We start from the raw sequence: 18,009 nt of genomic DNA on the forward strand, positions 1-18,009 counted from the left end.
TCCGAGTAGTCCTTCATCGCCATCGGCGGGGTTCTCGCTTCCTCCGGATCAAGCAGATCCAGTATCAGCGTGTCCACCACTCAGGGGGAGGCCCCCTCAGTTCACTGATCCCTCCCCCGCATACCCCTCCGCTGAGATCAGCCCACTGCGATCAATCCGCCGAGATCAGTCCGCCGAGAACCGATCGCCTCGCAGGTTCTCACCAGCTGCTCGGCACAGAATCAGGGCAGTGTGAGAATTCGGGGGCCCTCATCGGTGATGGCGACCGTGTGCTCGATGTGAGCGGCCCGGCTGCCGTCGGTGGTGCGCAGGGTCCAGCCGTCGGGATCGGTGCCGTAGGCGTCTTGTCCGCCGGCCATGAGCATGGGTTCGATGGCGAGGACCAGGCCGTGACGGAGAGGAAATCCGCGGCCGGGGCGACCCCGGTTGGGGACGGGGGGATCCTCGTGCATACGGCGGCCGATACCGTGGCCGCCGAAGTCGGTGGGCATTCCACAGCGGGCCTTGCGGGCGACGGTGCCGATGGCGTGCGAGATGTCGCCCATGCGGTTGCCCACCTGGGCGGCGGCGATGCCGGCGTCGAGAGCCTGCTGGGTGGCGTCGATCAGGTCGAGATCGGCGGGGCGCGGCGTTCCGACGGTGAAGGTGATGGCCGCGTCGCCGGTCCAGCCGTCGAGCTCGGCACCGCAGTCGATGCTCACGAGATCGGAGTCCCGCAGGCGATAGTCGGTAGGGATGCCGTGCACCACGGCATCGTTGACCGAGGCGCAGATCACGGCGGGGAAGGGGACCGGAGCAAAGGACGGGCGATATCCGAGGAAGGGTGAGCGGGCCCCGGCCTTGGTCAGAACGGTGCGGGCTACCTCGTCGAGCTCCTTCAGGGACACCCCCACGCCTGCCGCTTCCCGGGCCGCGGTCAGCGCCTGGGCCACCACCCGTCCGGCTTCCCGCATCGCGTCCAGCGCGGCATCGGTCTTGATCTCCACCATGTGCTGCGATTCCCTACCTCAAGAGACCCAATACTTATACCGGTATTAGTATCACGGTCATGGTGAGGACTCCACTGACTCCGTGGGAACGGGAACGCGGCGAGCGCTTCGGCGCGCTCCTGCGTCAGGCGCGCGGCGACCGGAGCATGACGGAGGTGGCCGCCGCGGCAGGGGTCTCGGCGGAGACGCTGCGCAAGATCGAGACAGGCAGAGCACCGACTCCTGCCTTCTTCACCGTCGCGGCTCTGGCCGCCGCGCTGCACGTGTCATTGGACGAACTGGCGGCCGCGTGCGCACACGATCCGGACTGGCAGGAGCCACCACTCACGGCATGAGAGACGAGACCGGCACTCGGCGTCGCCCGGTGCGAGCAGGCCGGCGAGCCCGGAAGCCGCGGGCACAGCCCCGGCGGAGCCGGCACGTGGAAGACGCCGTCAGGTTGTGCCGGTGATCAGCGTGCGCCGTGCTGTGCGCGCAGTAGGGCGAAGGCGAGCCGAGTGCGCCCGGTGGCGGTGAGGTGCGCGGTGGGCTCGGCGAGTTGTCGCCCCTGCGAGGTGAGAGTGAGCCCTGTACTTCGCGGGTCGTTGGATCGGTCGGGTCGAGTTGGCAACGGAACGGGATAGTTCCGGCCTCGAATCGGACACTGACCAGCATCGGTACGTCTTCGGTTCGACAACGGAAGCAACTCAAGTACGGGAACGGGCGTTGGTCGTCCGACGAACTACTCGCGATCACCGGTGAATCTGTCCGGAATTCAGCCAACCGGTACGCGTGTGACGCCGCCGCGGACCGCGTCTGCCGCATCGATGGAGAGCGCACCCGCTGAATTGACCAGTTCTCGTCAGCACCCTTACGTTCTGCGCCTGACTTGATCCATTCCGGATCGTCCAACCGTCGAGCCCTGGGGGGACACACAATGAGCTGGTTCATCGAGGCCCTGAAGAAGTACGCGGTGTTCAGCGGGCGTGCGCGCCGCAAGGAGTACTGGAACTTCGTGCTGTTCGTCGCGATCATCTACATCGTGCTGATCGGCATCGGTGTCGGGGCGAAGGTAACGGCCGTCCTGGCTCTCGCGGGCATCTTCTACCTCGCGATCCTGATCCCCAGCCTGGCCGTCGGCATCCGCCGACTGCACGACACGGGCCGCTCTGGCTGGTGGCTCCTGTTCGGGATCGTCCCGGTCGTCGGCCCCATCACCCTGTTGGTCTTCACGGTTTCGGACAGCCAGCCGGGCGTGAACCAGTACGGCCCGAACCCGAAGGAGACGGACGCGGCTCCGGGATACGCCGCCTGATCACTGCGCTCCGAGGCCGTTCGGTTTCATGACCGGGCGGCCTCTTCGCGTTCTGAAGGGCAGAGGCGTAATGCCACCGGGCGTGGGCATGGCTCATCGGCCGGGCCAGGCAGCAAGTCACCGGTTCAGGTCTGTGGCCGGCGGGTTTGGGCCGTGCCGAGCCCGAGCCCCACTTGGTCGGCCGGCAGGTGAACCGCGTGAGTGAAGTACAGCACCCCGGCGGTCCGATAGAGGCCGCTGCCGACGGTGCAGACGAAGTTCGAGACCACGAGGACGCGTTGCGGTCCGGTATCCGGCATCAGGCAGGGCATGACTGGGCTCCCCGTCACAGGCGAACAGTAGGGACCCGCCCAGCTTGTTGCACATACTCGCGATAGCAAGACGTAGGCGTTTCTGGTCGGATCCAACCGCGGTTGCCGTGGTGCGGCGTCGCATGATCGGATGGCGGCAGCATCGCGTGCCGATGACGGACTGCGTCAGGCATGGAGGTGCGGAACCGAAGGGGCCGCGACTCGTGGCATCCCACGACAGCGACCGTGTAGTCGCCTTGAGCTTGCAGCTCTCACAAGCACATCAAGAACTGCGTCGCCGGATCAACGAGATCAGGACAGGTCTCGGACGCCGACGGTCGAACGACGAGACGCTTCTCCCCCGTTGCCTGGCCTTCTGTGCCGCGTTGACGACGCACCACCGCGGCGAGGACGACGGTATGTTCTCCCAACTGCTTCGCGAGCGGCCCGATCTCGCAGTGACGGTCGCAAGTCTTCGCGAGGATCACCGAATGATCGCGTCCATCCTGGCCCGGGTGCGCGAACTCGCTGGCACGGCTGTCGAATCGCGTGGCCCAGTCCAGGTGGCGATCGAGCGCGAGCTCGAAGGGTTGGCCGCGATCATGGAATCCCATTTCCGCTATGAAGAGCGGGCGATCAGCGAGGCGCTCGACGGCGGCACACCCGACACCGGCTGGTCCCCTCAGGTGTTCCGGTTCGATATGACGTGACGTGAAACATCGGCGGCCCTCCTCAGAGGAGCCGCTCGTGGCCGTAGGAACGTCGGCCGGTTCACTCGGTGAAGCGGACATTGCTGAGGTCGATCGAGACCATGACCTGGTGCGGACGGGGGCGGCCGTCGGTACTACGACGATAGGCCCGGCGTCTGGTGGGCACCATGATGCCGTCGGCCTCGACATAGTCGCCGACGTACTGCGCGGCGGCGAATCCGCCGGCCACGTCCACGTGGTAGTCGTGCCGGCGCAGCAGCCCGTCGGAGCCGAAGTAGAAGTCCTGGTCGTCACTGTGGCTGGCGATCTCGGGTGGGAAGGTGGCGCGCACTCCTCGCCAGACCTCGTCTCCTTCCCGCCACGGTTCGATCTCGGTGACCGTGAAGCCGGGCATGGTCAGCAGGAACGGCGTCGTGAGGTAGGTCCACAGCGCATAGCCGTTGAAGTAGGCGCGGTCCAGCGCGTCCCAAGGGGTCTCCAGAGCGTGGCCGTCGAACGACGTCCGCGGGTCCATCCGTTCGGCCACGACTCGCCCGTCAATTTTCTCGATGCTCACGCGTTCGGGCGTGAAATCGGTCTTCTGGTCGGGGGCGCCGAAGGGCCTCACCGAGGCGCACTCCTCGTGCAGCCGTACGGTCATCTCCCGTGGCGCGGGATCCTGCGGCACGCCCTTGATGGTGAACAGATCACCGCCGCTGACGATGGTGGCATGCCCCTCGGTCAGTGCCCGCCAGCGTGCCATCCCGCCGTGGGCCTGGATGGCCTGTGCGAGCAGCTCGTTCATTCCTGTCTCCTTCAAGTGTCTCCGCGGTGAGTGCCACGCCGGGGTGCGACGTGAGGCGCGGACGCGGGAGTCCGGCGAAGATACGGGGCCGAGGTGCGTCAGTGACCCTTGAAATCGATGGCGGGGCGGGGCAGTCCTGCCTTGTAGGCCTTGACCGCCGAGGCCAGACCGGCCTTGACGTCGTCGGTCTCGAAGAGCGGCATGGCGATGTCGAACATCGCCTCGTCCGCCGCGGCGACTCCGCCGACGGCCCAGGCGCGCAGCAGGGCCTTGTGGGCGGCGTACGCACGGGTGGGGCCCTTGGCCACCTTGCGGGCGAAGGCCGTGGCCTCGGCCAGCAGGGCGTCGTCGGCGATGACACGGTTCACGACGCCGGCGTCTGCCATGACCGAGGCGGGTACCTGCTCGGAGGTGAGTGCCCACTCCGAGGCACGCGCCCGCCCGGCGCGTTCGGCCACTCGGTAGATGCCGCCGAGCAACGTGACGATGCCGAGGGTCTGTTCGGGGTGGCCGAAGCGGGCCGTCTCGGCGGCGAAGATGACGTCGGCACGCAGGGCGAGTTCCAGGCCGCCGCCGAAGCACAGGCCGTGAACCGCGGCGATGACCGGCAGGGGCAGCCGCTCGAGCTGGTTGAAGACCTGCATATAGCGCTCGAAGAGGCTCCGCAGCTCGCGTACGTCGGCGTCCGGCCAGTCGACGATGTCACCGCCGAAGCTGAAGTCGGGCCCCTCGGCGCGCACCAGGACGGCACGGGCACCGCTGTGGCCGATGGCCTCCAGGGCCTCGGCGAGATCGGTGGCCATCTGCGGATCGATACGGTTCTGCGGCGGGTTGTCCAGGACCAGCGTGGCGAGTCCGTCGTCGATGGAGTAGGTCAGGTGAGGCATGCTTCTTCCTTCGGTTCTGCCTTCGGTTCTGCCTTCGGCTCTTGCTTCGGTTCTTCCGTCAGGCGAGGTGCTCACGGAACCAGGCGAGAGCGGCGGCGCTCGCCTTGTCGAACTGGGCGGTGTACGGGTCGAAGTGGCCACCCGGGATGAGCTGCAGCCGCTTGGGTTCCAGGGCTTGTTCGTAGGCGGCCAGGGCCAGGTCGGTCACGGTGACCGTGTCGTTCCGGGCGACGATCATGAGCAGCGGGGTGGGGGACACTCGGGTGATCCAGGTCCCGGGCTCGTACATGCGGGCGGCGCGGGTGGACCGGACGGTGACGTGGTTGTCCCAGACGCCGTCGGGTTTGGGCTGGAGGTAGAAGTCGATGGCGTCCTGGGACCGGTAGGAGGCGGGCACGGCCGGATCGCTGCTGACGATGGCCTGGGTGCGCGGGGCCTCACCCCGGAACCGTGCGCGCTCGTCCTCGTTGAAGGCCTCTTCGAGTGCGGCCACGGCGTCGGGGGCGATGCGCCGCAGGCCCTGCTGGTAGCCGCTGATGGTGGGGACCTGGGAGACCACGGCCCTCAGTCGGCGATCGGTGGCGCCCAGCACGAGGGCGTGGCCGCCGGCGTAGCTGCTGCCCCACAGGCCGATCCGGCCGGGGTCGACCTCGGGGCGGCTCTCCAGGTAGGAGATGGCCCGTCGCCAGTCGGTGATCTGCTGCCAGGGGTCGACGTCCTGGCGCGGCAGGCCGTCGCTGGCGCCGAAGGTGCGGTGGTCGTGCACCAGGACGACGAACCCGTCCTCGGCGAATGCACGTGCGAAGCGCTCGAGACCGTGGTCCCGGACGCCCGCGTAGCCATGGGCCATCGTGACCGCCGGGTGCGGGCCCGGGCCGTCCGGCAGGAACAGCCAGCCACGCAGCGTGACTCCGCCGTCGGCCTCGAACTCGACATCCTTGCGCTCAACCATGAATATCCTCCTACTGAACTTCGGGCTCAGCCCTGGTGGAACAGATCGGCCGGGACCACACCGCGCAGCCGCTTCCCCAGTTCCGCGGAGAACCGGTGCAGAGCGCCCAGCGGACGGTGATGGATGGCGATCCGGGCGATCTGCCCGTTGTCGTCCTTGGTCAGAATGGTCACGCCCTCGATGGGCACGCCGCCGAACGCCGTGGCCCGCCACTCCAGGTAGCTCCGATGGCCGTCGACGGCCTCCTGGGTGAAGGCAAGCGACTCGTAGATGCCGCTCGCCGCCCCCATCACGCTCGTGACCTGGTCCCGGCCTTCGACCGGACGGGTGAGCGCACTCGCCTCCAGCACCACATCCGCAGCGAACGTCTCCCTGAACGCCTCGGCGGACTTCTCCTCGAACGCGTTGGTCCAGCCCTGCGGGCGTACGGCCGATGCCGCGGACTCGTCGCCCGAGGGGAGCACCCCGGTCAGAAAGCGGTCGAGATGACCGGCGACCTCGACCGGTCGCTCAAGATGCACCCAGTGCCCTCCCCCGCCGACCGACACCGACTCGACCGAGCCGAACCGCGGCGCGACCAGCCCGCCGACCAGTTCCTCGGTGACAAACCCGTCGCCCTCGCCGCGGATGATCAGTACCGGGCCTGTGAAGCGACTGGGCCGCTCGCCTGCCGGGTGACCGGCGTTCCAGCAGTCGGCCATGTCTCGGACGACCTCAGAACGCATGCGCACTCCGGTCACGATCAACCGGTCGAGTTCCGCCTCCGGCAGCGCGACCGACAGTTGCAGCCTGACCGCGCGCTGCGCTTCCGGGTCTCCGCCCAGCGAGCGGAACGGGTCGATCGCCTCGGCGGGCAGATGGGTGCCCGCCAGCGGCACCGGAGTCACCAGCACCAGGCCGACGGCCCGCTCCGGCCGCTCCGCGGCGACCAGTTCGGCCACCGCTGACCCCATGCTCTGTCCGACGATCACAAAGGGCTTGCCCAGCGCGTCGACCACGGCGCCCACCTCGTCGGCGAACCGGTCGTACCCGAACGGCCCGCCCGCCGCCGTACGGTCTCCGCAACCGGCCAGGTCGAGCGTGACGCACTCGACGCCGGACGTCGTCAGCTCGGGGATCAGCCTGTCCCAGACGTACTGGTCGTCGAGGAACCCGTGGACGAACACCACGGCGACATCGCCCTGGCCCTGTCGGCGGAACCGCACATCGGTGTTCCCAACCCGCTCTGTCCTCATCACTGTGCTCACTTTCCGGGAGATGACACCGCGCCGGAGGGGGACCATTCATCCGTGTCGATCGGGGACCAGTCGGCCGGGTGCGCGTCCAGGCGCCGCATCCGACGGCCGTCCCGGGCCGTGAGCAGGTCCTTGTCCAGAGGCGTGGTGAAGACGTTGTCGACCAGCGTGTACTCGGCCGCCAGTCGGCCGACGGCCGGCAGGGCGGTGGTGTCGATCCGTCCGCGCTCCAGATACAGGTCGTCCCGGACGTGGAAGCGCACCACCCTGCCCCACACCACATGGTCGACCCCGTCGTCCCCGACCGGCATGATGCGGTCCACGACACACTCGAACGAGATCGGCGCCCCCTTGACCCGGGGCACGCGCACCACCTCCGACGGTGCCTTCTCCAGCCCGAGCGCCTCGAACTCGTCCACCTCCGGGCCGAACTCGAATGCCGAACTGTGCATGGCGTCCGCCTGCGGCAGCGTCGCCAGGTTGGTGACGAACTCGCCGGTGTCACGGATGTTGACGAACGTGTCCTTGAGCGTGACCCCGTCCTCCTGCGGCTGCAGGGTGATCGAGACCATGGGCGGCTTGCGTCCGACCGCGGTGAAGAAGGAGATGGGCGCGAGGTTGGCCACGCCGTCCCGGGACAGCGTGCCGACCCAGGCCACAGCGCGCGGAATGATGCTTCCGATCAGCAGTTTGTACGCGGAGACAGCGTTCAGCTCCGCAGCGTCAATTATCACCGGAGACCCTCTATCCGTTGAGACTCGGCGTATGGACCAGTGCTGTCGCGGCACGTCCACGGCCAGAGGAGTGACTCGCGGGGCGGTGCCGAACCGGAGGCCCATGGCCAGCGCCTCTCATCGCGCCCTCGTTCAACGTAATCATAAGCATATTGCTTATGTCGAACAAGGATGGAGCGACGAGGACTCCTGTCACGCGTCGACGCGCAAAGCCACAGGGGCGTACCGCGGACACCTCTAACGGAACTGCGGCGGCGCGATACGCAATGCCCACTGAGGTCCAACGTGGAGGTCCAACGCGAAGCAAGTACCAGCACCGACACCGTCAGCTGCGATCCGCATGGCGACGCAAGCGTATGACTTTCACCTCTTAGTCGAGTATAGGCCTCACAGTACGCACCGCATATCGCTTGACGATCAAGGTCGAGGTCGGCCGATGGGGAGCGACGAGCAGGTGGTCGGCATATGCTGGACGATGACGGTTATGTCACCCCGAGGGTGGCGACCGGACAAGTTGGTTTAATCTTGCAACCAGCATTGAGGGCGGCGAACAGCTCCCCGTACGGCGCTCGGCCGCCTGACCAACGCACCCGGAACCCGAAACCCGAACCTCAACCGAAAGGTCCCGATGGAGTCGCTCGACACGCAACGGTTCATGGTGGACACGCCCACTGACGCGGGACAGGCTCCCCTCCCCGGCGCGTCCGGGCGGTCCACGGGGGCTCACGCGCGCAGGCGACAGTCGCCGGCTTTCCGCGGGGAGACCATCGGTCTGATGTCCATCTCACTGGGGACAGCCGGCCTGGGCGGCACGTGGCAGTCGGCGTCAGCGACCGTCTCCGCATCCTTCTCGGTGAGTGATGCGCTGTTCGCTCTCAGCGCCCTGATCTGGGTGATCCTGCTGGTGCGCTACCTCCGCCACGGCGGAGTGCGGTGGCGCAACATCCGGGACGACCTGCACCATCCCGGCCAAGGGTTCGCCCTCGCCTACGTCCCCATCGTCGGCATACTCTCGGCCGGGCACGTCTCCCACTACGACCTGGACCTTGCACGCGGGCTCTACGTCTTCTTCGGTGCGGCAGCGGCGATCATCGCCGCTGGTCTCGTGGCCCACTGGGTCACGGGAGGCCTCGACTCGGCACCGTTGCACCCCGGCTACCTGCTTCCGGTGGTATCGGCCCCGTTCATCTCCAGCGTCACGGCCTCGACCCTGCGCTACCCGGAACTCGCGGCGGCCACCTTCGCCGTCGGGATCCTGTACTGGCTCGCGTTCGGCACCGTGATCCTCGGCCACCTCGTCGCGAACGGCGGCAGCATGCCCGCCCCTGCCCGCCCGACGCTCACCGTTCTGATCATTCCGCCGGCCACCGGAGGTCTTGCCTGGACGGCCGCCCACCACGGCGTACTGGACCCGATCGCCTACGGCTTCGTGGGCCTGCTGCTCTTCACGCTCCTCATCATCGCCTTCCTGCTCCCGGACGTGCGCCAGCAGTCGTTCCACTACGGGTACTGGATCTTCTCCTTCCCCGTCGCCACCAGCACCAACTTCCTCATCCGCTGGCTGGCAGGCACCGGCACCTCCGGCTGGCGGGCCGCCACCTGGATCCTGCTGGCGATCGTGAGCGCGGTCTTCCTGCTCCTGTACGCGAGCACGCTCCGGCATGTGCTGCGCCGCCCGGCCAGGACGGTCACCCAGGAGCCCGCGCCCGCAGAGATCGCGGTAGTTTAGAGATGCAACCACCCCTAGACGATCACCACTCTCCGACCGAGGGGGCCACTGTGGTGCAGAGGACCAGATTCACCGACGACGCATGCCCAGTGGCACGTTCACTGGACCAGATCGGCGACTGGTGGTCGCTGCTCATCATCCGCGACGCACTGGACGGCGCACGCCGCTTCTCCGAGTTCCAAAAGCGCCTCGGCCTGGCCAAGAACATCCTCAGCGCACGGCTGAGCAAACTCGTCTCACATGGCATCCTCCGCCTGGAGCCCGCGTCCGACGGCAGCGCCTACCAGGAGTACGTGCTCACCGAGAAGGGCGAGTCGCTGCGCATTGTGCTCCAGGCCCTGCGGCAATGGGGCCAGGACTTTCTCTTCGCTCCGGACGAGGAGCCCCTGCCGCTCGTGGAGAAGCGGACCGGCACGCCGGTGGCCCGCCTCGAGCTCACCCTCCCGGACGGGCGCGTGCTGCGCCCCCAAGAGGTGGAAGTCCTCAGGGACTTGGACAACTGACATACCCCGCCCGGGGATTCAGCGGGCTTCGCGAAACGCCGCCGCTGAGGGGTACGGCTAATCCGAATCGATCGCCTTGCTGTTCTGCCTCCGGCGTCGGTCGGATACCGACACGCATGTCGCCTGGCGGGCCGTGCAGCGGCGGCTACCAGGGACGGACGAGGACGGTGCCGACCTTGCCGGGCCGTACCGCGAACTGCACCGCGTCGGCCAGCTCGCCGAGGCCGTAGGTGGCGGCGACATCGAACTGGTCCCCTAGCGCCAGCGCGATCTGCTTCGCGGTGGCGACATCCGATGCCCGCCTCTCGGCGGAAGCCTCCGACAGCCACCGGCCGATGTTCTTGCCCCGGATCGTCAGCGACTGGAAGAGCAGCGTCGACGCCTGCAACGGGATCGGCTCCTCGGCGAGTTGCCCGTAACTGACGAGCTTCCCGCCCGGCGTCAGCAGACCGAGAAGACTCTCCGCCAGTTCTCCGCCGATCGGGTCGAGGACCACAACCACCGGACGGCCGTCGGCTGCCCGGCGGACCTGGTCGGTCCAGTCCGGATGTCCGGTCGCCACGACCGGCACCTCCGGGAAACGTCTGCGCAGCTCGTCGGCACCGCGGTCACTGCGGACGACGTTGACGAGCGGCAGACTGTGGAACTGGCACACGCCCGTCACCAGCCGCCCGACCGACGAGCCGGCGGCGGTCTGCACCAGAAGACCGTTGTATCCGAAGGCCGGGTGTTCCTCCGCCTCGCGGCGCAGCATCACCGCGGTCAGCGGGTTCACGAGCATCTGCGCGGCGATCTCGTCGGGCAGTTCGTCCGGAACGGCTACGACCACCCCGGCATCCGCCGTGATCCACTGGGACCACGCCCCGGGATGGGGGAAGACCGATACGCGGCCGCCCACCTTCACCCCCGGCGCCACGCGCGCCCCGGGACCGATCGCCTCCACCACTCCGGTGGCCTCCACGCCGACCGGGACCGGTTCCGGGGCCTCCCCTGGGTAGGACTCGACAGCCAGAAGATCACCATGATGCACCGGGAAGACCGTGGTGCGGATGAGGACCTGGCCGTACCCGGGGGCTGCCGGCTCCGGCTCCTCGACGACGGTCAGGACGTCGGCGGGTGTCCCGCCACGGGTGTGGACGACACGACGGTTCACGGTTCTCCTCCTGCACACCGAGGGGTGGGGGCTGGCCGGAGCGTCAGCCGACGTCCTGTAGGAGCATGTGCTTCGCGCAGAGTGCCCCGTCCAGTTGCATCAGCCGCCCGCCTTCACGCAGACCGCCGAGGTCCAGGGCGGCGAACCCGAATTGGTCCAGCAGGCCGGCCACGACGGCCTTCGCGTCCGCGTCGTCGCCCGCGTAGAAGGCCACCTGCCGCCCCTCGGCATGCCGGGGGTCCGCGGCGATGAACGGGGCGAACAGGGTGTTGAGGGCCTTCACCACCCGGGCGCCGGGAAGGTGGCGGGCAACCCACTCGCTGCCCGTGAGGTCACCGATGTCGTACCGGCCCCGCCAGGGGTTGGCCGCCGCGAACTGATTCGCCGTGTCGACGACGATCTTCCCGGACCAGGTGGTGAGGCCGGTCAGGTCCGGCACGGCGAAGAACGGCACCGCGAGGAAGACGAGCTCCGGCTTCGCCGCCTCCTCGGCCGTCACCGCGCGGGCCTTCGGCCCCAGCCTGCCCACGAGGGCTTCAAGGGTCTCGGGACCTCGGCGGTTCCCGATGAGCACCTCATGGCCGTGGCGGACAGCCTTCTCGGCGACCGCCTGCCCCACCTCTCCTGCGCCGAGTACACCAATGGTTCGGTGTGTGCTCATGGTGCTCTTCCTTGACCGTGTAGGAGAGCCGCGCGGGCCGCCCGGCATCGGCGCCGCCCTCGAACCGACGGGAGGCTTCAGCGTTCCCGATCCCGGAAATGTCCATTTTAAGCCGGTTCTTTATCAAAGCGTAATCAACTCACGGCAGGGGCGCCGTATCGGCAGGACGAGCGTCCTGCACACCCGCCGAGAGTTCGACGCCTCAGGCACCAGCCGCTCAACGGGTGCGGGCGGGTGCCGGGGTCCGCACCAGTCCGGCCCGAAGTAGAGCTCCAGGACCACTGGGCGGGCCGGTTTCCAGTCACCCGATCAGGTGCGACGTCCGCGCCGGGCGCCGGTTGAATTTTGCCGCTCAGCAGTGCTGATTGGCCCCCGCGTGGCCCGCCGTCCCAGGCCCGGCGGGCCAGCGCCCCGAAGGGCGCCGTCGCGAGGTAAACGGAACGTACGCTTCCGCCAGCCAAACCGGAAGCCCCACGGCCGTGTGCTACAGCTCACATCACCCCGCCGGCGACCAGGGCGCAGACGGGGCTGCTGGGCCTATAGGGGGTGTCTGACAATTCCCGCCGGGCGCGCGACTCCCCCAGCACGGCACCTCGCCGCATTGCCGGATCACCCGAGTACGTCCGGTACGCGGATGATCCACCGCCTTGCGATGCTCCCCCGGCTACCGCTGGGAGGTGCCCCCCGCGCCGGACGCCGCGCGCTGATCCGGTGCGAATTGCCAGACACCACCTACCCCTCACGCAGCTCGGCAAGCAGCGAGGGATTGACGATCGAGAGGATGACCTCGATGTGCTTGCTGTCGGCGGCGGCCCAGAGCGTGTCGCGCACCTGCCGGTACTTCGCAGCCAGTCGATCGCGCTGCTCGGCCGGGAGCCGGGCGGCCCGGTCGGGGTGACTGTTGTGCGCGTTGTCGGCGATCTTCACCAGGGTTGCGTCTCGGTTGCTCGTGATGCGCTTGATCTTCTCGCCGTAGAGCACGCCGGGCTGATTGGTCACGGTCTCCACGACCGCGACCACACGCGCCGGCACACCGACCGCCTTCAACTGCTCGGCCGTCCAGTCGGTGTCCTCGATCACGTCGTGCGGCAGCCCGGCCATCACCAGCTCCGGCCCGAACGGCGTGAGTCCGGCAGCGACCGCGCGGACATGCTCGATGTACGGGACGCCGATCCTGTCGACCTGTCCGGCGTGCGCCTCCGCCGCGAAGTCGTCGACTTCCTCGACCGTCTGCATACCAACTCTTCTCGTTCGAGGGGCACTTCGCGCTTCGGGCAGGCCTGCCGATGTTTCTGGACGGTCAGGTGGCGAGGTGTCGAAGACGTCCACGGCGTTCGAGACGCTCCGTCAGTGGACGGCTGATGGGGCATCAACCATCGCTCCACGGTCGACAGAAAGCGACTGTCCATCAACGACTGACGCGGCGCCGGCCCGGACTCGCCACACGGCGCACCAGTCACATCCAGGCGTCGGGGCCCGGGTCGCCGCCGGCGGCGCGGGTGGCGAGGCGGTCGGTGTAGTGACGCCAGCCCTCCTCATGGGCTGCGCAGGCTTCGGCGGTGGGCAGGCCGCTGTGGATGAGGCGGAGGTGGGTGCCCTCGCCGTCAGGGGTCAGGTCGACGGTCACCGTGCTGGATCCGGGCGGGACGTCCGGCATGCCACCCTTGGCCCAGCCCCAGGTGAACACCACACGGTGGTAGGGGCTGATCTCCACGAAGGTGCCGGCGGCGTGGTTGTCGCCGGTCACGTTGGTGGCGTAGGCGCCCCCTGGTTCGAAACTGAAGGTGCCGTCCGCGCCCATCCAGGACAGCCACTTGGCCCGGTCGGTGAAGAAGCTGAAGACGGTCTCCGGGCGGGCGTTGATGCGTTTCTCCACGGTGACGGTCGAGGTCATGGCTCCTGGCTCCGTTCGGCTGCTTCGGCGAGCGCGGCAAGGGTGTCGAGCCTGGCCGCCCACATGGACTGCAGATAGTCGGCGAGCGGCCCCATGCCCTCGCGGTCCGCCTGGTAGATCCGCTGCCTGCCGTCCTTGCGCAGGCTGACCAGACCCGCCTCGCGCAGCACCTTCAGATGCTGCGAGACGGCACCGAAGGTCACGTCGAAGTGTGCGGCGATCTCGCCGGCACTCAGCTCCCGGTCCCAGATCAGCCGCAGGATCTCGCGCCGTCGGGGCTCGGCGATGGCCTGCGTCGCGTCCATGGGGACATGCTACCTGCACATTTTAGTGACTGCTCAAGTTTGACACGTCCGGGCGCCGATGTTTTAGTCATGACTGAAATGAGCGCCCGCGGCCGACCCGGCCGCCGAGCGCACGCTCACCGAAGGGACCCCACCCATGTCCGCCATCACCCCGCAGACCCCGATCGCGGCCCAGCCGGCCGCCGTCCACCACGCGGTGGCCACCGCCGAGGGCATCACCGGCTGGTTCACCGACCGTGCCCGTGTCGAGGGCGGTGTCCAGTACCTGATCTTCCCCGGCTACCCCGGGCCCGCATGGCAGTTCAAGATCACCGACGACCGTCCCGAGCGCGTCGCGATGACCGTGCTGGCGGGCCCGCCGAACTGGATCGACACCGAGATCGTCTACGCCGTCCAGGCCACCGCCCAGGGCTGCGAGCTGCACTTCGCGCACACCGGCCTGAACGGCGACGACCAGGACCACGCGATGATCGAGCGCACCTGGGCCGAACTGATGCAGATCCTCAAGGACTACGCCGAGACCGGCCAGGCCGCCCCGAAGTTCGTCGCCGAGACCCCGCTGACCGAGGTCGCCCGCGTCGTCGCCGACCTCCTGCGCACCCTGCCCGCCGACGCGATGGCCGCTCCGACCCCGTGCCCGGGGTTCACCGTGACCGAACTGCTCGCCCACATCGCCCCACTCCTGGTGAACTCGGCCCGCGCCGCCCGCAAGCTCCCGCTGTCGGAGGAGCCCGTCGCGGACGCCGCTCCGGCCACCGTGGCCGACCTCGCCGTCCAGACCGTCGCCGCGTGGGCCGAGCCGGGCGCCCTGGAAGGCATGACGACGTTCGGACCGGGTGAGATGCCCGCCACGCTCGCCTCCGCGATCACACTGCAGGAACTGGCCCTGCACGGCTGGGACCTGGCCCGTGGCGCGGGCCGCGAGGTGGTCCTGACCGAGGACACCGCGCAGGCCGTGCTGGCGGTCGTCGAGCAGATCGCCGACCAGGCCCGTGCCACCGGCGGCTACGGCCCGGCCCTCGACACACCGGCGCACGGGGGTCCGTTCGAGCGCGCCCTCGCCGCCAGCGGCCGCGACCCCCGGTGGACGGCCTGACCCCGACACCGCTCCCTGCGCCCGGTGTGCGCGGACCCCCGCGACCGCGCCCACCGGGCGACTGTGACGACGTACACCCGCCGACTGCCACCGCTGATGCACCGCGAGCTCACTCACCCGCGTCACAGCAGCCGGCCCTACGGCAAGGACACCCATGACCGCCGCACAGCACTTCGACCGACTCGTCACCGATCTCGCCGACCGCGGGGTCGCCCGCGCCGCGATGTTCGGCAAGACCACACTCAAGAACCGACACGGCAAGGCGTTCGCCGTTCAGCAACCCGGCGCCCTCGTGTTCCGTCTGCTCGCCGGCTCACCCGCGTTCGACCGGGCCCTCGCCCTGCCCGGCGCCGCGGTCTTCGAGCCCGCGCCCGGCCGCGCCATGAAGGACTGGATCGCCGTACCGGAGGCACACGCCGACCACTACCCGCGCCTCGCCGAAGCCGCTCTGGACGCACTCGGCTGAAGCGCACATCAAGCTCTCGGACGTGGTCCGTACGCCGCCCGGTCGCCTGGACCGGAGGTCAGCCGCGGGCGCGGAGGCTGGCCTCTTCGAGATCGAGTTCGCGCTGGATACGGCGCCGGGTCGCGTTGCTGATCTTGTTCGCTTCGTAGAGGCGCTGGAGTTCGGCCGCCTCGATGGCGATGAGTGTGCGGCGTACCTCGCGGTAGGCGTCGGCGGGACGGGCGTCCGGATCGCTGTAGTGGGCATCGTCGGCCTGCTGCACGCGCGCTTCCAGATGGCGACGGGCCTGCTTCAAGGCTGCCTCGGCCGCGGCGCCCAGATCGGCGAGCTGGTCCGGATCGCCGAGCTGTTTGAGCTCCTCGAGAGCGGCGTGGGCGATGTGCCGGCGGGTCCGGGCCTCTTCGCGTGCGGTGTGCTCCGGTTCCAGAGCGATGCCGGAGCGGCGCACGACAGGCGCGAGAGTGAACCCCTGGAAGATCAGGGTGAGCACGATGGTCCCGGTGGTGAGGGTGAGGATGAGTGCTCGGTGCGGCAGCGGCGCCCCGGTGGCCGTGGTCAGCGGGATGGAGAGCGCGGCGGCCAGCGGCATCACTCCCCGGGTGCCCGCCCAGGACAAGACGGCCGGAACGCGCCAGGAGAGCCGACCGTCGCTCCCCCCACGCCGGGCATGGATCAGGGCGGACAAAGGGAAGACCCACAGCAGTCTGATCGTCAGCACGGTGAAGGCGATCACCGGTACCCACAGCGGCCAGCCGTGCTCATCGCGCGCGAGCTGATGGACGGCGGAGGGGAGCTCGAGGCCGATGAGGGCGAAGACGACGCTCTCCAGCAGGAAGGCGACCGTGTCGTAGACGGCGTGGACCTGGATGCGGATAGGGGCGTTGCTGAGCTTGTGGCCGGTGCTGCCGAGGACGACCCCGGACACGATGACGGCGGTCACCCCGGAGGTGTGCGCTTGCTCCGCGATGACGTACGAGGCGTACGGAGTGATCAATGCGATGACGGTCTCCAGTATCGGGTCCTCGGTGCGTCTGCGAATGAGAGCCACGACGATGGCGACCGCCGCCCCGATGAGGGCTCCTCCCCCCGCGAGGATCAGGAACTGCTCGACGGTTCCGGCCACGCTGATGGCGCTGCCGGAGACCGCGGTGACCACCGCGACCTTGTACAGGACCAAGGACGTGGCGTCGTTGAACAGGCTTTCCGCCTGCACCATGGCCTGCACGCGCGGCGGTAGACACAGGCGTCGGCCGAGCGCGGTGACGGCCACCGGGTCGGTGCTGGCCAGAACGGAGCCGAGGATGAAGGCTGTCGCGGCGGTCAGCGGGGTGATCGCCCTGGCGACGTAGCCGACCGCGACGGCCGAGGCGAGAACCAGACCGAAGACCAGACCGGTCACAGGCCGCCACACGCTGCGTACGTCGCGCACGGAGATCTCCCCGGCCGCGGCGTAGAGCAGCGGCGGCAGCACCAACACGTTGATCACGTGCGGCGGCAGGCGAACCTCGGGGACCCAGGGCATCAGCCCGACGACCAGACCGGCGATGACGAGGAGCGAGGGGGCGGGCAGGCTCCAACGCCGGGCACCGGTCGCCACAGCGGTGGCCAGGACCACGAGGAGCAGAATGACGATCAGGCCGGTCATGGAGCGTCCCCGCTGGGTTACGGCTTGTTACCCCCCTCTGACCAGGTACTTTCCCAAAATAGCCGACCCCAGGCGCTGGTGCACCGCACAAGGCACCGGTGCTCCGGCTCCACTTGTCGCGGTGCCGTTTCTCAATTCACGTCCACGTCTTCGAACAGAGCGTGCATCGCACCGAGTACGCGAAGGCACGCGTCGATGTCCGGCATGGTCAGATCACCGTCCGCGCGACGCAGCAGTGCGTGTTCACGGGCTCGCACCGCGCCGATCACGTCCCGGCCCGGATCGGTGAGCCGGATGAGCGGCGACCGGCGGTGCGCGGGGTTGGCGACGCTCTCCACCAGACCGTGCCGCGCCGCGTCGTTCACCATGCGCTGCACGAACTGCCGGCTCAGCGCCTGCGCCCGTCCCATGTGCGGCACGGTCATCGGCCCCCGGGTGCGCAGGAGATCGAGCACCGCGCGCACCCCGACGGACAGGCCCTCGGTCGGCGCCGCATCCTCCACCCTGCGGTGGACCCGCCGGTAGAGCGGGCCGACCAGGTCGAAGACCTCCGTGAGGCGTTCGGCCAGTTCGTCCGGGGAGGGCGTGGCGAGGTCTGCGATGCGCTCGTCGGCCATACGCCCATCATGACACCTTGGTTGTCAAAGCGGTGCGGAGAAGACCTCGGTCGTCATGAGTGCCG

21 protein-coding genes are annotated in these 18,009 nt (G+C 68.8%); 7 read left to right on the forward strand and 14 right to left on the reverse strand.

Annotated features, from left to right (window positions below; genetic code table 11):
• Positions 1-221 precede the first annotated feature (221 nt).
• Complete coding sequence (gene map, locus ACFY2Z_RS26915; RefSeq protein WP_390746670.1) at positions 222-989, reverse strand: type I methionyl aminopeptidase; 768 nt, start codon at positions 987-989, stop codon at positions 222-224.
• Between the two features lie 59 nt (positions 990-1,048).
• Here map and ACFY2Z_RS26920 point away from each other — a divergent pair, with 59 nt between their 5' ends.
• Positions 1,049-1,324: a helix-turn-helix transcriptional regulator gene (locus ACFY2Z_RS26920; RefSeq protein ID WP_355914048.1), complete on the forward strand. Its 276-nt coding sequence runs from the start codon at positions 1,049-1,051 to the stop codon at positions 1,322-1,324.
• A gap of 581 nt (positions 1,325-1,905) precedes the next feature.
• Entirely contained in the window at positions 1,906-2,283 is a 378-nt protein-coding gene (locus ACFY2Z_RS26925; protein WP_390746671.1) for a DUF805 domain-containing protein, read from the forward strand.
• 125 nt (positions 2,284-2,408) lie between these two features.
• Here the strand turns inward: ACFY2Z_RS26925 and ACFY2Z_RS26930 are convergent, their stop codons facing one another.
• Entirely contained in the window at positions 2,409-2,594 is a 186-nt protein-coding gene (locus ACFY2Z_RS26930) for a hypothetical protein (RefSeq protein WP_390746672.1), read from the reverse strand.
• A gap of 203 nt (positions 2,595-2,797) precedes the next feature.
• Between ACFY2Z_RS26930 and ACFY2Z_RS26935 the strand changes: the two genes are divergently transcribed.
• Complete coding sequence (locus tag ACFY2Z_RS26935) at positions 2,798-3,283, forward strand: hemerythrin domain-containing protein (RefSeq protein WP_390746673.1); 486 nt, start codon at positions 2,798-2,800, stop codon at positions 3,281-3,283.
• A gap of 61 nt (positions 3,284-3,344) precedes the next feature.
• Here the strand turns inward: ACFY2Z_RS26935 and ACFY2Z_RS26940 are convergent, their stop codons facing one another.
• The 5 genes from ACFY2Z_RS26940 to ACFY2Z_RS26960 all read right to left on the reverse strand — a co-directional run bounded on the left by ACFY2Z_RS26940 (position 3,345) and on the right by ACFY2Z_RS26960 (position 7,875).
• A complete protein-coding gene (locus ACFY2Z_RS26940) occupies positions 3,345-4,067 on the reverse strand; it encodes a hypothetical protein (protein WP_390746674.1) in 723 nt (240 codons plus the stop codon).
• 98 nt (positions 4,068-4,165) lie between these two features.
• Positions 4,166-4,954: an enoyl-CoA hydratase/isomerase family protein gene (locus ACFY2Z_RS26945; protein ID WP_390746675.1), complete on the reverse strand. Its 789-nt coding sequence runs from the start codon at positions 4,952-4,954 to the stop codon at positions 4,166-4,168.
• Positions 4,955-5,012: 58 nt separating this feature from the next.
• Positions 5,013-5,906 carry an alpha/beta hydrolase gene (locus ACFY2Z_RS26950; protein ID WP_390746676.1) on the reverse strand — a complete coding sequence of 298 codons (894 nt, stop codon included), beginning with the start codon at positions 5,904-5,906 and terminating at the stop codon, positions 5,013-5,015.
• 26 nt (positions 5,907-5,932) lie between these two features.
• A complete protein-coding gene (locus tag ACFY2Z_RS26955; RefSeq protein WP_390746677.1) occupies positions 5,933-7,141 on the reverse strand; it encodes an alpha/beta fold hydrolase in 1,209 nt (402 codons plus the stop codon).
• An 8-nt stretch (positions 7,142-7,149) separates the two neighbouring features.
• Positions 7,150-7,875, reverse strand: coding sequence for a flavin reductase family protein (locus ACFY2Z_RS26960; RefSeq protein ID WP_390746678.1), 726 nt, complete (start codon positions 7,873-7,875; stop codon positions 7,150-7,152).
• Between the two features lie 775 nt (positions 7,876-8,650).
• On the opposite strand from ACFY2Z_RS26960, the gene ACFY2Z_RS26965 reads away from it, so the two are divergent.
• Together ACFY2Z_RS26965 and ACFY2Z_RS26970 are read left to right on the forward strand one after the other, a co-directional pair.
• Positions 8,651-9,604 carry a hypothetical protein gene (locus tag ACFY2Z_RS26965; RefSeq protein WP_390746679.1) on the forward strand — a complete coding sequence of 318 codons (954 nt, stop codon included), beginning with the start codon at positions 8,651-8,653 and terminating at the stop codon, positions 9,602-9,604.
• Positions 9,605-9,654: 50 nt separating this feature from the next.
• Entirely contained in the window at positions 9,655-10,107 is a 453-nt protein-coding gene (locus ACFY2Z_RS26970; protein ID WP_390746680.1) for a winged helix-turn-helix transcriptional regulator, read from the forward strand.
• Between the two features lie 145 nt (positions 10,108-10,252).
• On the opposite strand, the gene ACFY2Z_RS26975 is transcribed toward ACFY2Z_RS26970, so the two are convergent.
• The 5 genes from ACFY2Z_RS26975 to ACFY2Z_RS26995 all read right to left on the reverse strand — a co-directional run bounded on the left by ACFY2Z_RS26975 (position 10,253) and on the right by ACFY2Z_RS26995 (position 14,120).
• The gene (locus ACFY2Z_RS26975; protein WP_390746681.1) at positions 10,253-11,260 is read right to left on the reverse strand and encodes a zinc-binding dehydrogenase; all 1,008 of its coding nucleotides are present in this window, start codon (positions 11,258-11,260) and stop codon (positions 10,253-10,255) included.
• Between the two features lie 43 nt (positions 11,261-11,303).
• The gene (locus ACFY2Z_RS26980) at positions 11,304-11,921 is read right to left on the reverse strand and encodes an NADPH-dependent F420 reductase (RefSeq protein WP_390746682.1); all 618 of its coding nucleotides are present in this window, start codon (positions 11,919-11,921) and stop codon (positions 11,304-11,306) included.
• 732 nt (positions 11,922-12,653) lie between these two features.
• Positions 12,654-13,157: a phosphohydrolase gene (locus tag ACFY2Z_RS26985; RefSeq protein WP_390746683.1), complete on the reverse strand. Its 504-nt coding sequence runs from the start codon at positions 13,155-13,157 to the stop codon at positions 12,654-12,656.
• 220 nt (positions 13,158-13,377) lie between these two features.
• Complete coding sequence (locus ACFY2Z_RS26990) at positions 13,378-13,815, reverse strand: SRPBCC domain-containing protein (protein ID WP_390746684.1); 438 nt, start codon at positions 13,813-13,815, stop codon at positions 13,378-13,380.
• The gene (locus ACFY2Z_RS26995) at positions 13,812-14,120 is read right to left on the reverse strand and encodes a metalloregulator ArsR/SmtB family transcription factor (RefSeq protein WP_311697918.1); all 309 of its coding nucleotides are present in this window, start codon (positions 14,118-14,120) and stop codon (positions 13,812-13,814) included. Before ACFY2Z_RS26995 ends, ACFY2Z_RS26990 begins: the two co-directional genes overlap by 4 nt.
• A gap of 136 nt (positions 14,121-14,256) precedes the next feature.
• Here ACFY2Z_RS26995 and ACFY2Z_RS27000 point away from each other — a divergent pair, with 136 nt between their 5' ends.
• Together ACFY2Z_RS27000 and ACFY2Z_RS27005 are read left to right on the forward strand one after the other, a co-directional pair.
• Positions 14,257-15,216 (forward strand): TIGR03086 family metal-binding protein, encoded by a 960-nt coding sequence (locus tag ACFY2Z_RS27000; protein ID WP_390746685.1) that lies wholly within the window; start codon positions 14,257-14,259, stop codon positions 15,214-15,216.
• A gap of 154 nt (positions 15,217-15,370) precedes the next feature.
• A complete protein-coding gene (locus ACFY2Z_RS27005; protein WP_390746686.1) occupies positions 15,371-15,682 on the forward strand; it encodes a hypothetical protein in 312 nt (103 codons plus the stop codon).
• A gap of 58 nt (positions 15,683-15,740) precedes the next feature.
• Here the strand turns inward: ACFY2Z_RS27005 and ACFY2Z_RS27010 are convergent, their stop codons facing one another.
• Together ACFY2Z_RS27010 and ACFY2Z_RS27015 are read right to left on the reverse strand one after the other, a co-directional pair.
• Positions 15,741-17,327, reverse strand: coding sequence for a Na+/H+ antiporter (locus ACFY2Z_RS27010; protein ID WP_390746687.1), 1,587 nt, complete (start codon positions 17,325-17,327; stop codon positions 15,741-15,743).
• Between the two features lie 131 nt (positions 17,328-17,458).
• Positions 17,459-17,944, reverse strand: coding sequence for a MarR family winged helix-turn-helix transcriptional regulator (locus ACFY2Z_RS27015; RefSeq protein WP_390746688.1), 486 nt, complete (start codon positions 17,942-17,944; stop codon positions 17,459-17,461).
• Between the last annotated feature and the right edge of the window lie 65 nt (positions 17,945-18,009).

Source organism: Streptomyces sp. NPDC001222, from assembly GCF_042896945.1.
Taxonomy (GTDB): Bacteria; Actinomycetota; Actinomycetes; order Streptomycetales; family Streptomycetaceae; genus Streptomyces; species Streptomyces gibsoniae.

Bases quoted from the DNA above. Each gene is read 5' to 3' on its own strand.
- ACFY2Z_RS26965 (WP_390746679.1), top strand. From the start codon at position 8,651: ATGTCCATCTCACTGGGGACAGCCGGCCTGGGCGGCACGTGGCAGTCG.
- ACFY2Z_RS27005 (WP_390746686.1), top strand. From the start codon at position 15,371: ATGACCGCCGCACAGCACTTCGACCGACTCGTCACCGATCTCGCCGAC.
- map (WP_390746670.1), bottom strand. From the start codon at position 989: ATGGTGGAGATCAAGACCGATGCCGCGCTGGACGCGATGCGGGAAGCC.
- ACFY2Z_RS26985 (WP_390746683.1), bottom strand. From the start codon at position 13,157: ATGCAGACGGTCGAGGAAGTCGACGACTTCGCGGCGGAGGCGCACGCC.
- ACFY2Z_RS26995 (WP_311697918.1), bottom strand. From the start codon at position 14,120: ATGGACGCGACGCAGGCCATCGCCGAGCCCCGACGGCGCGAGATCCTG.
- ACFY2Z_RS26920 (WP_355914048.1), top strand. From the start codon at position 1,049: ATGGTGAGGACTCCACTGACTCCGTGGGAACGGGAACGCGGCGAGCGC.
- ACFY2Z_RS26980 (WP_390746682.1), bottom strand. From the start codon at position 11,921: ATGAGCACACACCGAACCATTGGTGTACTCGGCGCAGGAGAGGTGGGG.
- ACFY2Z_RS26945 (WP_390746675.1), bottom strand. From the start codon at position 4,954: ATGCCTCACCTGACCTACTCCATCGACGACGGACTCGCCACGCTGGTC.
- ACFY2Z_RS27000 (WP_390746685.1), top strand. From the start codon at position 14,257: ATGTCCGCCATCACCCCGCAGACCCCGATCGCGGCCCAGCCGGCCGCC.
- ACFY2Z_RS26955 (WP_390746677.1), bottom strand. From the start codon at position 7,141: ATGAGGACAGAGCGGGTTGGGAACACCGATGTGCGGTTCCGCCGACAG.
- ACFY2Z_RS26990 (WP_390746684.1), bottom strand. From the start codon at position 13,815: ATGACCTCGACCGTCACCGTGGAGAAACGCATCAACGCCCGCCCGGAG.
- ACFY2Z_RS27010 (WP_390746687.1), bottom strand. From the start codon at position 17,327: ATGACCGGCCTGATCGTCATTCTGCTCCTCGTGGTCCTGGCCACCGCT.
- ACFY2Z_RS26940 (WP_390746674.1), bottom strand. From the start codon at position 4,067: ATGAACGAGCTGCTCGCACAGGCCATCCAGGCCCACGGCGGGATGGCA.
- ACFY2Z_RS26930 (WP_390746672.1), bottom strand. From the start codon at position 2,594: ATGCCCTGCCTGATGCCGGATACCGGACCGCAACGCGTCCTCGTGGTC.
- ACFY2Z_RS26950 (WP_390746676.1), bottom strand. From the start codon at position 5,906: ATGGTTGAGCGCAAGGATGTCGAGTTCGAGGCCGACGGCGGAGTCACG.
- ACFY2Z_RS27015 (WP_390746688.1), bottom strand. From the start codon at position 17,944: ATGGCCGACGAGCGCATCGCAGACCTCGCCACGCCCTCCCCGGACGAA.
- ACFY2Z_RS26925 (WP_390746671.1), top strand. From the start codon at position 1,906: ATGAGCTGGTTCATCGAGGCCCTGAAGAAGTACGCGGTGTTCAGCGGG.